The sequence below is a fragment of the Sphingomonas sp. SphC10 genome, from assembly GCF_057004845.1.
In genome coordinates this window covers 20,375-32,997 of the sequence record NZ_JBSLMQ010000002.1, presented here as the reverse complement: position 1 = coordinate 32,997, position 12,623 = coordinate 20,375, and the positions used below count along the sequence as shown (strand labels likewise).

Below are 12,623 nucleotides of genomic sequence, written 5' to 3'. Positions count from 1 at the left end.
TTATTGCCTCGGCGCTGGTGGTGCCATCGGAGGCGCCGGGGAGGGCGCCGGTCCGATCGAAGCTCCAGTTGGTTGGGGCAACCGCGTCTGTGCCTGATTGGTCAGCTTGACGAAGGCGTCGAGCATCGCGACCGAAGTGATCTTGCCCATGTCGGTGCTGGTATACGCACCTCCGAGAGCGCCGACGCCGGCGTTGGTGAGCAGACCGCCTCCCAGGATCGACAGATCCTTTTTGCGGGCCGAGCCCGTCGCGATCGCCTGTTGGATGCCGGTTTTCACCTCGATCAAGGTAAGCATGGTCTGGCTCGACTTGACCTTCTGTTTGAACCCGAGGCCGCCGGGGAACATCGTGCCGAGCCCGCCTCCGCTGCCACCCGCATCAGAATCCGAATAGAGCACCTTGGCCTGGAGAAGGTAATCCGCGGCCTTCAGAGTGGCTTGGTTGTTCGCGCCAGCGACGCTTCCACCCGCTGCGAGCTGACGCTCTCGCTGCAGGGCGTCGAAGCCTTCTCCACGATCGACGACCTGGAAGCAGCCCGATTGAGCAACGAGAAGCTTCAGCAGGGGGATCGGATCAACACGCTGACTCCCGCCGTTCTGGGCTTCTGCCATCCGCATCAGCGCCGCAAGGCCCGGGGGAATGCCCTCGGCGGTTCCTCCAGCGGCGCGCTCCTCCACCAACGCGATGGTCCCGTAGGGTCGATCGCAGCGTGGAACCTGCGTATTCTCGTCGATCCCGATCCCCCCCTTACCCGCCTTCTGGGCGAGCGCCGGCGAAGCCGACGCTGCGAGCAATGCCATGATTGCGATAGTACGGCGCATTGTATCCCTCCCTCGTTCGATGATCGTGTACCATAGGTTTGTTGCTATCTCAGTGCGTTGCGACTGAAATGACCTATTCCAGAAAGCCCTTTGCGCTGTCGGCTTTGACCTCGAGAGCGCGAGCAAGACCGGTCTGCAGCCGGATCGTCTTGTCTGTTGATCCGACCACCTTCACCGGAGCCATCATTTCCTTTGCTGTGGTCGAGCCGAAAAGGCGGTCATTCCCGTGCCAGAAGGCCGTCAGCCCCTCCGCAATCCTGACGCGGTAGGTCCCGACCTGGACCGGTGTTGCCGTCTTCTTCCCCCCAGCTACGTAGATCCCCAACACATCCTTGTCGGTCGCGACGTCGTTCAAGACGACCACGTAGCCATGATTGGGCCTGTCTGGAGCGCGAAACCTTAGAATGCCCTGTCGACGGTTAAGGTCGGTTGCCGGTGTGGTGAACACCGTGCCGCTTTCCGGGAATGGCACTGGAATCATCCTCTGAAATGCCGACGTCATCACCGAGGTGTACGTCCTATAGATGACATACATGCCCCCGAGCGCGACGGCCGGAACTAGGATTGCTTGAAGTAGCGCACGTCCGACGCCGGCCATTTGCCATCTTGCGTTGGTCCATGACGATCCCTGGCCCATTTCCACACGCCCGCGCTTGTCGTTCCAGATCGTCGGGCCGTCATCGATACCCTGGCGCCTCCGATACCGGGCCCGCATATAGTCGCGATCATCAAGCCCCATGACGTGCCGCTCCAGTTGTTATGGCGCGCTTCGTCACGGCGCGGTGATGCAGAATCTTCAGCTGCTGCATGAAGTCGGCGATGACGAAGGAAAACTCGTCTGCGACCTCCTTCTCGGCCGCACATTCCGGCGCGATCGAAGCCGCGGCGAGCACCAAATGAGCCGCTGCAATCGGATGCTCATCCATGAGGTGAAAGGCTCTCGTGCGAAGATCGTCGGCCAGCTCCTCGGCGGGGGTGTGTACCCCGGCTTGGCTGGTAGGGGCGCTCTGAGCGTCATCTAATCCGCTGGCTTCGGCAGATGGACGTGATCGTTCGGCTATTGCCATGGCTACATGACCTCGTGGCGGGGAAGGTTCTGTGCGGGGAGGGGTCGCAGCGACGCGACGATCGGCATGACGTCGTTGAAGTTGGGCTGCACGCGCCCGGGCACGCGGATCGTGCGATATCCCGCATAAGCCGTCATTTCGTCGCGAACGCGGTCCTTGAACGGGTTATGCGACCAGTCGTCGACCTCGATTAGCGCGACGATCAGGCCCGTCGCACGATCCTGCGCCACGAAGTCGACGATCTTCTGCGAAAAGGCATTCCGGTCGGAAATCTTGCTCTTCCGCATTGGGCTTTGCGGTACGCGCAGAAGCGCTCCCATCGCGACTTGCGCATGGATACGGCAGTGCGGCAGGGCGCGCTCGAGGACGTTGAGCATGGCCGTCTCGCGCGGGGTCAGGAAGCGTTTCGCAACCGGGCGCGGTGGACCGAATATGTTTCGAACACCTAGCGCCTTCAGGATGAGGACGGCCGAGACCAATGCGATCAGGAGGGGGAGGGGCTTGTCCATCATCGGACGGCACTCAGAGGGATCGAATCCGATGTTTTGCCGCTCTCAGCCGCTGATAGCCGGTTTTCGGACATAGAAAGCCACTGCACCTCTTTTGATGATGCTGGCCTTCCGGGGATGAGCTGCGCGGCGACGACGATGATCGCGAATATGACTAGGACCCGGGCGAGTTGAACGATCATGCGCCGATCGATCGATCGGCGCGCATGCGCGCGGCTTCAGGCGCCGTCAGAGGGTCTGCGATCGTCTTGGCTAGGTGCTTGTGAACCTGCTTCAGGTCGGCCGTCATGAGGTTGTCCGCCAGTGCCTGGTTCGTTGTCATTTTCTTCTCGATGAGCTTCCGCGCTCGTGACGCTCCTGAACCATTGCCTTGCCGCGCCGCTTGGAAAAGTCGACGTACCAGATGGCAAGGGGCACGGTGACGCAGGACGCGATCATGGCCGATCCGATCACCCCGCGGACGGCTTTCGTCCAAGCCCGAGCGACTTCCGGAACGTAGGGCACATAGCCCATGATCGTGCGGTGCAGACTGTTGTCGGGCATCCGCAAATCGACCTGCTTCAGGTTGTCCAGGGCGACCCAATTCCAGAGACCCGCTAGAACCCGCATGCAGATCAGCTGGACGTTGTTTTCATCGAGGGTGATGGACAGGATAATGACGTAGGCGAGAGCGAACACGCCGAGCCACATCAGGATCGGCAATTTGGCCCCCTGCAGCCACATCAGCACCTGAGTGTTTAGGAGCTGCGAACCACGCGTGAAGTTGCCCGAATTGCGGGGGAGTTCGCCTCGCGCCGAGTGGTGTTCCTGAGGGATAGGACGGCCGTCATTGCGGATGTCACGCCGCATGGCCTTGGGGTCATCGCGCGCCATGATACTGCTCCATCCGAAGGTCAGTCTGGGCGATCAAATGGTCGCGCAATTCGGGGTGGTTTTCGCGAATGATCGCGTCGAGCGCGATCTGCGTATATTCGGTCACGCGCATGTGGCGGAGCTGGCTGTCGTCGGCACGCTTCGCACCGGCGACGAATTGCTCGATCGCCAATCGGATCACGTCTGACGTGCTGCGATTTTGGCGTGCCGCTACCGCATCGACCTGGTCACGTAGATCCCGCGGGATCCGGACCGTGCAGTGTGTTTTGGTACTCAAGAACCAGCTCCCTAGCAGGGGGGCTGGTGGGCACTCCGTGGTGTAGTTTTTAGCGGGTCTTCAATGCTCATTCAAGCCGCTCGTTGATTTGCGCCTCGAAATCGTGCCACATCGTAACACGCAAAAAGCGCGGTTTTCTGCGGTTTTCTGAGTGTGTTACGTTGTGCCACAAAGCGTAACACATTGTGACCCTCATTCGTCATCTGCTAACCTGTTGAAATTGCTCGGGAAAAGGCAAGCGAAGCTTGCGTAGGGTGTGCACTACTGTAGTCCCATATCCTCCGTGCTGTATCGGTGCTGGTTGGTGCTCCGGGTAGCTCCGGGCCGTGTCCCGGTTTCACCGAGGATCGGGTCCGACGTGAGGCGGAAATGGGTGCTGGATGGCGTGCTTCGCACGCCGGGGTTTATGGCGTCGGCCGATATCATCGTGGGGTCTTTCGCTGGGGTCCGAGAGGCTGCTTGGCGTTGTGAATTGTCGGGGGTAGAGTGGCTGTGTTCAGAGCCCGATCAGCCTGACGAAAAGGACGATGGAAATGGCAAAGTCACTGGACGCCGAACTGGCCGCGATCGAGGCCGAGGAACGCAAGCTGTCGGAGCGTCGCAAGGCGCATCAGGGCAGGTTGCGGGAGGCCGCGATCCAGTCGGTCGAGAAAGCGGGGTTGCTCAAGCTGCCGCTCGACCGGCTCGATGGCTTGATGAGGGTGGTGAAGACGCTAGGCGTCGAAGAAGTCGAGAAGCGGCTGAAGGCGTCAGCCTGAAGCCGGCCGGGACCATCGGCGCGTAGCCGGTCGGTTCTCCAAAGGTGTCAGGCAAAAAAAGGGGCGCGTCGGCGAAGCCGCGCGCCCCGTATCGGGTCGGAATGAAGACGGGTTAGTCGGGGTTTGGCAGGGCGTTCATGCCCATGCGAGACTGGCGTCAGGCGGATTGGTTTTCGTCCGGGCCATGGCGACCAGCGAGGGCAGGTAGCGCGACAGATGGGGGTCGGCGGTAAGGCGGTCGTGGATCACCGGATCGGTGAGACGCCGGCGCAGTTCGGCAAGCGGGATTTCGCCGAAGGACTCGGCATCGAGGCCGAGGCTTTCAAGCAGGGCATAGGCATTGCCATTGGCGACGTTGAGCGCTGGTGCGCTGTCATGGGTCCATGCGACCTCGATCATCACCAGCCCGATATTCTCCTCGCGCCGCACGCGGATGCGCCGCGCGGCGAATTGGGCTTCGTCGAGGACGGCGATCGCGGCTTCGCCGTGGTCGAGGATGGCGCTGAGCGAAGCGAGCGGAAGGGGGCAGACGCGCGCCTCGAACGCGAACTCCGGTTCATCGGTCGTGCCCCATTCGTGGGCGATAAGCGGGTAGCCGAGACGCTCGGATTGGGCGCGCAGGTAATCGCACAGGACGGATAGCTGGTCGCGGGTGATTTCGGCGGGCGGGACGGCGTGTACGTCATGGCCGTCATCGATGCGGAACGTGATGGTCATCTCGACCTCCTTCGTTGGAACCGCTCTTCCCGTTCCCGCTCCTCTCCAACATGCCGTGCGACGGGCACGTCGCTGGTCGGCAGGGGTGGCATGGCCGACATCGTGCGAGGTGACGTCAAGGATCTGCCAGCGGCAGCAGCGCCGGGCCGGGTTCGATGCCCGGCCCGGCGCTTCCCCGCCAACAAAATGGGTTCCTGTTCAGCGGTACTCGATACCGCATCGGACAGTCGCGCGGCAGCAGCGCGGGCGCGGGCTCGATGCCCGCGACCGCGCTTTCCCGGCACGCGGCATTCTCCGGCGCTGGCGAGCTGGTCGGGCGGGCCGGGAAAGGCGGCGGCAGCGCATTACCGGAAGGGGGAAGGCGAGCGGGCGTGCGGGTGTCCGCGCGCGGCCCGTCGGGGCCGCGCCAGGGCGGCCGCGCGTCCGCTCGCCTGGCGTGGGGGGAACCTGTAGGGTTCCCCCCACAAAGCGCCGGTGGCGACAAGCGGCCAGCCCCGGCGGGAGCGTCCGGGGCTGGCCTAGTCATCCCTGCCAAGGGAACGGGTGGGCGGGACGACGCAGGGGGGGGTGCGCCGTCCCTAGAGGGTCAACCCCAAGCCGCGCGCTTGGTTGCGGCGGGGGCCGGTCCCTGATCGGAAATGCGATAGGCTTGGGTCGGAACGCCTGCCTTTTTCAGTTCGTCCAGCAAGCCCGACTGGATGCCGGTTCCCTGACACACGATGGCTTCGACCGGCGCGAGGGCGACAAGCTGGTCGTTGCGGCGAAAGCCTGCGGCTGCCGCGTAGCGGCGGACGTTGGGCGCGAAGGCGACTAGCGGAACCTTGCGGCTCGCGGCCCAAGAGGCGGCGATAAGGTCGCATCCCTTGCGCTGGCCGGACGTGCAAAGCGTCATGTGGGGAACGCGCGCCTTGATCGCGTCTAGGCGGTCGTAAAGCATCTGGAAGTCGTGCCATTCCTGACCGCCCGAAAAGACGACGATGGGGCCGGTCGGGTTGCGCTTTTCGCGGATCGCCTCGGCGCGCGCCTTGAGAAAGTCGAGGCTGTCGATCTGGCTGGCGGTGGTGGCGCTGGAAACGACGGAGCCGCGCGCGCTGCTCCACGGTTGCCCGGTGTGGGCATGGTAGCAATCGGCGGCATAGGCGCGCATACATTCGATGGCGGCGCGCTGCTCCATCTTGGTTTGGGTGCGTAGCTGCATTTCCTCCAGTTCGACGGCGTAAATCTCTGACGGATCGGGGCGGCGGGCCATCTCGCCCAAGTCGCGGGCCAGCGTGTCTTCCTCGCGCGCCAGTTTCTGCGCCTCGTAGTGGAACGAATTGACGAAACCCCATGCGATGGCTTGGGCGCTCGTCTCAAGCCGGGTATCGGCAAAGAGGTCGAACAGGGTCGCCATGATCGCGCGGCAATCGAATTGCGCTTCGGCGGGTTCGGGCATGTCGAGTTGCTGGGCGATCTCGCCCGGACCCATGATCGACCATGCGCCGACGTCGCCGAACGCGGCGTTGAAACTGTCGCTGGTGGTGTCGTTGGCGATTTCCTCGCGGATGGCGTCGGCGCGGTCCTGCGCGGCGATTTCCCCCGGGGTCGATCCCATGGCTTCGCCAAGCTGCGAAAGGCTGGTATAGCGGCGGGAGGGCGTTTGCTTGGTCATTGGTTCATACTCTCTGGCAGGGTTGGCGTCTTAGGACCGGGGGGAGCGTTTCAGTCGCTTCCCCCCGTCCGTTCGGTGGTCTTAGGCGGCGACCGTCTCGTCGGCGGTCGTCTCGCTCTTGCGGCGGCGGGTCGGCGTCATCGGCGGGATGGCGTCGGCGTCGGTTGCGCCTTCCTCGACCATCTGGCCGTTGGCGTCGGCGTTGCCGGTGCCGAAACCGTCATCGATGGTGCGGCGTCCGCGTCCCTGACGGCTGCCGTTGAGGTTCTCGCGGCGGGGCAGCGGGCGGTTCCATACGACGTTGTAGGTTTCGGTTTCGTCGTCGGTGCGGAAAAGCATGACTTGAACCGGGGCGGTGAGGCTGGGGTCGTCGAAACGTCCCTGATAGAAAACCTCGCCGCTCGAATTGCTGGTCTGCTCCCACAAAGCGCCGATCTGCACCCAGCGGCGCGCGACGTTCAGCGCCATGATTTCGAACGCGGGTGCCTTGTCGCTGTCGCTCTCGACCGGGCGAAGGCCAAGGCGGGGAAGGTCGATGTGCGCGGTGGCGATCGAACCGAGAAGCTGGCCGTTGGTGCTCTTGAAGGAACCGATGTTCATGTGACTTACTCCGTGGGGGCCGTTCCCCCTCTTTGCCAGGGCTTGGGGCCTTTCCCCTCCCGACATCTTTCTTTTACCCCCTCCCCCCCAAGTATTGAAGCGCATTGATTTCTTGACACCAAGTTATCGTACACGGTGAGTCCGAGCATCTAAAGAGCTTGCGTCCAGCAAGCGTAAACAAACAAACAAAGAAGCATTGATCGCGGTAGCGAGCAATTCAGATGAACAGGAACGATGTTCGGGGGGCGTAGCCCCGGCCTGTGATCTCATCGCACCCGGAGCCGTCCTCGCAGGGGCTCAAGGCGCAGGCACGGTCGGCGGGGTCAACATGAATGACGGAGGCTCCGCCGCTTTAGCGGTGGAAACCGTAGGACCAATCAGCAAAAAGCATTGTCCGCATCGCGGACAATCCATCAGCGGTCCGGTATTCTTGTTGAGGCGTCTTCAAACAAACAAAAGCATTGCCAGCCTTGCTGGCAATACCATCGCGACGCCGACCCCGGCGGGCGGGTCTGCAACGCGGAGACACTGAGAGGCGGCGAAGGGTGCGATGAGATCATTGGCCCCACGAACAATCATCATGCGCGCCAGCGCATGATTCCACAGCCGCAGGCTGCTGGCGATGCGCGTGGATCTGGGTGTGACGTTCAGGGTGGAAGAGGCTGGTGCGTCATCATGCCCGTGGAGGCGCGCAGGAGGCCCGTAGGGGGCGGAAACCCCGGACAAGGGATCGTGACCCCGCAAGGGGCGGAGACGCGCTTCAGCGTGGCTCCGGTCGGCTTTAGCCGACTAGAGCCCGGCCCCGCCCATCGGGCGGGGTGGCCCCGAGGCTGTCGGTTCATTGATGGTGGCGAGGTGAAGTCGCGGTTGCCGGTCGAACCATCGCCGGAGATCATCATGACGTTCACCGTCGGCGATACGGTAGGAGGGGACGGGGGTGTTGATGCAGGCTATCGCATAGTTGAATCGGAATGACTGGCCGAGCCGATCGGCGATTATCTTCAGCTCGTCGGCAAGCATTCTACGGAGATGGGAGAGGTTATCGCGACCGCGATCGTCGATCGGGACACAGTTGGGATATTGCAGGCGGGTTCGACCTGCGTGCGATCGTCGGACGGCGACGGGCAAGAGGCGCGGCAGATCATCCGGGAACGACGCGGGTTCGATTGTCCCGGGTTTGTCGATGGTGGATCGGAGCATGTTGAGCCGACCGGCGTTGCGTGATTTGTTGTAGCAGTCGTCATTCCAGAGCCAGATCTGCCCGTTGCCCATGGCGGCGAGGGTGTCGACCTATGTCGGTAGCGTACCGGCATCGACGGCGGTGTCGAAGGCATCGGCGCTGACGATCCAGATCGTGACGGCGCGGTGGTCATGGTCGCGGTCGATCCGCCGTTCCGCGCACCAGGCGCTGGTGGGAGAGGCCTGGACCTCGAAGTGGACCAACTGGCGATCGATGGTGACGGCGATGTCGGGTTTACGGAGGCCCGATGGTGTATGAGCCGAAGCGTTGCGAGCGGGGTGGCAGCCCATGGCTTCGAGGATGGTCATGATCTGGCATTGGGCATCGATGTGCCATTTGCCGTCGTCTCCGGTGGGGTTGCGGCCGTGGAAGGCGGCGGGTGTGATATTCGTCCGCCAGGGGCAGGGTGGTGTGGCGTCGTCATCGGGGAAGTGGGCGAAGAAGGGTTGGCGGATGACGCCGGCGCGCACGCCGACGGGTTCGAGGCAGGCTGCGCATCGGAAGGCGTGTCGGCCATCGGGCAAGGCGTGGATGTCGCGGAGGTTGAGGGTATCGACGTCGTGATGGCGGTGGTGTCGATCGAGCACGAAGGGGATGGCGAGCTGGCGCTGCGGGAGGGCTTTCATTGCAGGTTCCGATAGGGCTTGATGGTCCATCGAAGCCGCGCCGGGGGGTGGGTCCGTGTCTATTGACGACAGTTGCAACGAGAGAATGCAGGAGCCGGGAAGCGTCGTAGCGGCGCTGGTTGCGCCATCGCGCGAGCCGTCCGAGGCGACCCGGTCAGCGATCGAGGCATGGGTACGGGATCACCAGTCGAGCAGGGCGGTGGTGGCGATCGAGGCCGCGGCGGGCGCGGTGCTCAACGATCTGCTGGAGGATTTCGGTCGGACGTATTCGTGGAACGAGGTCCGCCGGTTGCCGGGCGTGCCCGAGTTTCGGTCGATGACGGATCTGGCGAAGCGGCTACGGGTGATTTCGGGCCGATTGCGGGAGCAGCATGGGGCGGACCAGGTGATGCAGGTGCATCATAGCGGGCGCTCAGCGCTATGGCTGTCGTTCGAGGTGCCGCCTGAACCGGCACCCGATGCCAGTGGGATCGTGTATACGGAGAGGCCGGTCGAGATGACGTGGCTGGGTCGGCTAATTTACGGTCGGTTGCCGTCGCGTAGCCGGTGGTCGGCCCCGGGTGTTTACCCGACGTTGTTGGTAACGGTGCCGTTCTTCCTGTCGCTCTATGGGTTTTACCATGGGTTGTTCACGGCGAACGCGTGGTTGGTGGTGCTGTCAATGGCCATATTCGCCAATCTGGTGTGGGTGGTGTTCCACAGGTTGAGCCTGCCGGTGAACCAGGCATGGCGAGTGGAATGGCCGTATGTGAGGGGGGACGGGAAGTTTGGCGTAATTCATACCCGGGCAAGGAGTGACGGTCGCCCGTTGTTCCGGTTGTATGGGTATGAGGCGAGTTGCCCGATCTGCGGGGATCTTGTTGATCTCGAGCATGGACGTCATGGGTTCAAGGGACGGATTGTCGGGGAGTGCCGGTCCAATCCGATGGAACATCTGTTCTCGTTCGATCATACAACGGGGGAAGGCAGGTGGCTTTATGAACGATAGCGGTGAGAAGATGTCGATGGTTGCGCAGAATGATCCGGTCGAGCTGGCGACGGAATTGACGATTGCGTGGTTGTCGAACCCGAACACGCGGGTGTCGAGCGAGGATGTGCCGGTGTTTCTGCAGCGGATGCACGAGGCGGTGAGCGCGCTGGAGGCATCGGGGAGCGTGACGGGAACGGGCGATGCGACAGAAGCGCCGCAGGCGTATGCGCCGGCGGTGTCGGTGCGCAAGTCGCTGGCGCGGAGCGATGCGATCATCAGCATGATCGACGGGAAGCCGTACAAGACGCTGCGTCGTCATTTGAAGGGTCATGGTCTGACGCCGGAGCAGTATCGCCAGCGGTACGGGCTGAAGGCGGATTATCCGATGGTGGCGCCGGATTATAGCGAGGCGCGCCGGGACATGGCGAAGAAGATCGGGCTGGGTCGCAAGCCGCGCCAGGCCGAAGCGGAAGCGGTCGGGACGGCAGAGGTGTCGGATGGCGGGCCGGAGGGATCGGCGGAGAGGCCGCGTCGCGGGCGCAAGCTGGGGATCGCGGCGGCAAAGGCGCACCTCGGGTCGTAGGCGGCGGCTTCAGTCGTCAGGCGCGAGGGTGGCGATGGCGTTGACGGTTCGGGAGAGCCGATCGACGATATCGGCCATGTCGTCGAGGCGATCGGCGAGATCGATGGCGAGGTCGAAGAGTTCGGCGTTGTCGCTCGCGCCGTTTGCGGCGGCCATGGCGAGGCGGTGGAGGTTGAGGATGTCGGTTCGCATTTCGGGCGGCTCGTCATCGTCACCGTCGGCGAGGTGGTCACGAAGGTCTTCGAGGTCGCCGACGGCGGCGAGGATCGCGCGGGTGTCGATGGCAGCGAGGCGTTCGTCGCGGCTGTCGCCGCCCTTGTTCCAGTTCATGAGCCGTGGCGTCCCCTCGCGATAGCTTGCGCGGATCCCGGCGCGCGCGCGGCTGCGCGACGCCGGGGAGAAGTTTTCATCGACTTGTTTGCTGGCAACGGCAGCCTCATTCAAGGTGTTGTCCTTGAAGGATATTCGGGCAAGGGAGTGAGGGCGATGCACTGGACAGATACGATCAAGCGGCATGACTATGACCTGGCGCTGGTCGATGTGATGAACGACGTGGAGCTTGCGCCTGAACGCCGGGTGCTGGCGGGTGCGGCGGTCGGGGTCGAGATCGACCTTGCGTGGTTGTCGGCGGGCGAGTTGCTGGAGGCGTTCGAGGCGCTTCAGGGTGATGTGGCGCGCGGGGTGAAGCGTGGCGAGGGTTATGCGGCGCTGGATGCGATCATCACCGATGCGAACCCGTTCCAGATGCGGTTGTGGTATCTGCTGAGCGACACGTCGATCGAGGCGGCGGTGGAGATGCTGGGGTGGCTCAAGGGGCTGCTATATGCGCGTGGCCGGGCGTCGGTGACGCTGAGGGAGGCGGGCGTGCCGCAGATCCATTGGGCGCATGAGGATGCGCTGGAGGAGCCGAACGCGGCGGATATCATGGGGTGTACGGATCGCACCGCGCGGGATCATCGGGTGAACAGCGTCTGGCTGTGACCGATCCCGATGCCGGCTCCTGACATGAGGATGCGACCGATGCGGGTCAGGGCGGTTTTCCAGCCTTTGATACAGGCATGGAAACCGGCCTGACCCGAACGGTCATCACATGACGACGGGTTCTATTTGCGCCGTTTGTACCGTGCGCGCTCTGCCGCCGCTTCGCGATCACGCTTGGCCATGTTGGCGCGATAGATACGGTCGGATTCCGCGCTGGCGCGGTCGGTTTCTGCATTGGCGCGCTCGCGGCGGAGACATAGCTCGCGGGTGTCATCGGCAGCCATGTTGCCCGGTACGCAAGGGTTGGCGCGACGACGCTGCATGTCGGCCTCATACTGGGCGTCCTGGCGCTCGCGACGCTCCCGGTCGGCACGAACCGGATCATAGTCGTCGTCGCTCTGACTTTATGGTGCCTTGACGGCGTCCCGAAGCTTGCCGAGCAGGCTTTGAGCATTGGCCGGCATCGCGGCGCTGCTGACCAGAAACGCGATCAACAATCCTGACCTAAATCGCATCATGATACTCCCTGGTTTGGGTAAGTGTCTCATAACGCGAACGGTGCGGATCGTTGCACGCTCAGATCGAACATTTTGAGAATAGGCCGGCGGCCGGGTTGTTCATGGCGACGATGTGAGGCCGCATCGGCGAAGATCATGATTCCGGCAGCGAGGTTGCCCGACGAATGTTCAGGCGACCATCGCATAGACGGTGTCGGTCGGGGCTGGTTCGTGCCGGGAGACGCGGAAGGGCTGGACGGGATTGCCGGTGGCGATGACATATTGGTCGGCGCCGGTGTCTTCGCGACGCTGAACGGCGACGGCATAGGCGTTCTCGAACGAGGCTAGGCGACCCCGGCGGGCGGAAAAAGCGGTGTCGGTCATGGCGTAATCCTTGGGTAGCGGGTTCGTTCATGGAAAATCAGGAAGCGATCGTATAAGAGTGATCGGGA

The 12,623-nt window shown here is 63.2% G+C and carries 19 protein-coding genes and 1 pseudogene; 4 read left to right on the top strand and 16 right to left on the bottom strand.

Translation table 11 applies throughout. The annotated features are described in order from the left end of the window. From ACWKSV_RS17860 to ACWKSV_RS17825, 8 genes and pseudogenes are all read right to left on the bottom strand, one after another. Positions 1-822, bottom strand: a complete 822-nt coding sequence (locus tag ACWKSV_RS17860) for a CsgG/HfaB family protein (protein WP_022675750.1) — start codon at positions 820-822, stop codon at positions 1-3. Between the two features lie 73 nt (positions 823-895). Further along, positions 896-1,561 carry a hypothetical protein gene (locus ACWKSV_RS17855; RefSeq protein WP_022675749.1) on the bottom strand — a complete coding sequence of 222 codons (666 nt, stop codon included), beginning with the start codon at positions 1,559-1,561 and terminating at the stop codon, positions 896-898. Beyond that, positions 1,551-1,889, bottom strand: a complete 339-nt coding sequence (locus ACWKSV_RS17850) for a hypothetical protein (protein WP_148291664.1) — start codon at positions 1,887-1,889, stop codon at positions 1,551-1,553. Before ACWKSV_RS17850 ends, ACWKSV_RS17855 begins: the two co-directional genes overlap by 11 nt. 2 nt (positions 1,890-1,891) lie before the next feature. Further along, complete coding sequence (locus tag ACWKSV_RS17845; protein ID WP_242417105.1) at positions 1,892-2,266, bottom strand: DUF2726 domain-containing protein; 375 nt, start codon at positions 2,264-2,266, stop codon at positions 1,892-1,894. A gap of 310 nt (positions 2,267-2,576) precedes the next feature. Beyond that, positions 2,577-2,687 (bottom strand): hypothetical protein, encoded by a 111-nt coding sequence (locus ACWKSV_RS17840; protein WP_483666949.1) that lies wholly within the window; start codon positions 2,685-2,687, stop codon positions 2,577-2,579. 29 nt (positions 2,688-2,716) lie between these two features. After that, positions 2,717-3,271 (bottom strand): hypothetical protein, encoded by a 555-nt coding sequence (locus tag ACWKSV_RS17835; protein WP_483666948.1) that lies wholly within the window; start codon positions 3,269-3,271, stop codon positions 2,717-2,719. Continuing rightward, positions 3,258-3,452 carry a hypothetical protein gene (locus tag ACWKSV_RS17830; RefSeq protein WP_231726612.1) on the bottom strand — a complete coding sequence of 65 codons (195 nt, stop codon included), beginning with the start codon at positions 3,450-3,452 and terminating at the stop codon, positions 3,258-3,260. The genes ACWKSV_RS17835 and ACWKSV_RS17830 overlap by 14 nt, the downstream gene beginning before the upstream one ends. An 18-nt stretch (positions 3,453-3,470) precedes the next feature. Next, positions 3,471-3,548 (bottom strand): annotated as a pseudogene (locus ACWKSV_RS17825) (hypothetical protein); the annotation flags it as partial. Between the two features lie 533 nt (positions 3,549-4,081). Between ACWKSV_RS17825 and ACWKSV_RS17820 the strand changes: the two are divergent. Continuing rightward, positions 4,082-4,306 carry a hypothetical protein gene (locus ACWKSV_RS17820; RefSeq protein ID WP_018250420.1) on the top strand — a complete coding sequence of 75 codons (225 nt, stop codon included), beginning with the start codon at positions 4,082-4,084 and terminating at the stop codon, positions 4,304-4,306. 135 nt (positions 4,307-4,441) lie between these two features. Here the strand turns inward: ACWKSV_RS17820 and ACWKSV_RS17815 are convergent, their stop codons facing one another. The 5 genes from ACWKSV_RS17815 to ACWKSV_RS17795 form a co-directional block, all read right to left on the bottom strand. Then, positions 4,442-5,023 (bottom strand): hypothetical protein, encoded by a 582-nt coding sequence (locus tag ACWKSV_RS17815; protein ID WP_018250421.1) that lies wholly within the window; start codon positions 5,021-5,023, stop codon positions 4,442-4,444. A 586-nt stretch (positions 5,024-5,609) separates the two neighbouring features. Then, positions 5,610-6,674: a DUF2493 domain-containing protein gene (locus tag ACWKSV_RS17810; RefSeq protein WP_018250422.1), complete on the bottom strand. Its 1,065-nt coding sequence runs from the start codon at positions 6,672-6,674 to the stop codon at positions 5,610-5,612. A gap of 81 nt (positions 6,675-6,755) precedes the next feature. Next, positions 6,756-7,274 carry a DUF736 domain-containing protein gene (locus ACWKSV_RS17805; RefSeq protein WP_018250423.1) on the bottom strand — a complete coding sequence of 173 codons (519 nt, stop codon included), beginning with the start codon at positions 7,272-7,274 and terminating at the stop codon, positions 6,756-6,758. A gap of 789 nt (positions 7,275-8,063) precedes the next feature. Continuing rightward, positions 8,064-8,546: a hypothetical protein gene (locus ACWKSV_RS17800; protein WP_018250424.1), complete on the bottom strand. Its 483-nt coding sequence runs from the start codon at positions 8,544-8,546 to the stop codon at positions 8,064-8,066. 18 nt (positions 8,547-8,564) lie between these two features. Next, complete coding sequence (locus tag ACWKSV_RS17795; protein ID WP_018250425.1) at positions 8,565-9,140, bottom strand: competence protein CoiA family protein; 576 nt, start codon at positions 9,138-9,140, stop codon at positions 8,565-8,567. Between the two features lie 55 nt (positions 9,141-9,195). Between ACWKSV_RS17795 and ACWKSV_RS17790 the strand changes: the two genes are divergently transcribed. Together ACWKSV_RS17790 and ACWKSV_RS17785 are read left to right on the top strand one after the other, a co-directional pair. Beyond that, complete coding sequence (locus ACWKSV_RS17790; protein WP_145957898.1) at positions 9,196-10,128, top strand: hypothetical protein; 933 nt, start codon at positions 9,196-9,198, stop codon at positions 10,126-10,128. Next, positions 10,118-10,693, top strand: a complete 576-nt coding sequence (locus tag ACWKSV_RS17785) for a Ros/MucR family transcriptional regulator (RefSeq protein ID WP_018250427.1) — start codon at positions 10,118-10,120, stop codon at positions 10,691-10,693. The genes ACWKSV_RS17790 and ACWKSV_RS17785 overlap by 11 nt, the downstream gene beginning before the upstream one ends. Before the next feature lie 9 nt (positions 10,694-10,702). Here the strand turns inward: ACWKSV_RS17785 and ACWKSV_RS17780 are convergent, their stop codons facing one another. Further along, positions 10,703-11,137 (bottom strand): hypothetical protein, encoded by a 435-nt coding sequence (locus tag ACWKSV_RS17780; protein ID WP_018250428.1) that lies wholly within the window; start codon positions 11,135-11,137, stop codon positions 10,703-10,705. A gap of 42 nt (positions 11,138-11,179) precedes the next feature. On the opposite strand from ACWKSV_RS17780, the gene ACWKSV_RS17775 reads away from it, so the two are divergent. Continuing rightward, positions 11,180-11,674, top strand: coding sequence for a hypothetical protein (locus tag ACWKSV_RS17775; protein ID WP_018250429.1), 495 nt, complete (start codon positions 11,180-11,182; stop codon positions 11,672-11,674). Between the two features lie 122 nt (positions 11,675-11,796). Here ACWKSV_RS17775 and ACWKSV_RS17770 read toward each other — a convergent pair whose 3' ends face one another. Continuing rightward, positions 11,797-11,958 carry a hypothetical protein gene (locus tag ACWKSV_RS17770; protein ID WP_018250430.1) on the bottom strand — a complete coding sequence of 54 codons (162 nt, stop codon included), beginning with the start codon at positions 11,956-11,958 and terminating at the stop codon, positions 11,797-11,799. Between the two features lie 402 nt (positions 11,959-12,360). Continuing rightward, complete coding sequence (locus tag ACWKSV_RS17765) at positions 12,361-12,555, bottom strand: hypothetical protein (RefSeq protein ID WP_018250432.1); 195 nt, start codon at positions 12,553-12,555, stop codon at positions 12,361-12,363. Positions 12,556-12,623 lie beyond the last annotated feature (68 nt).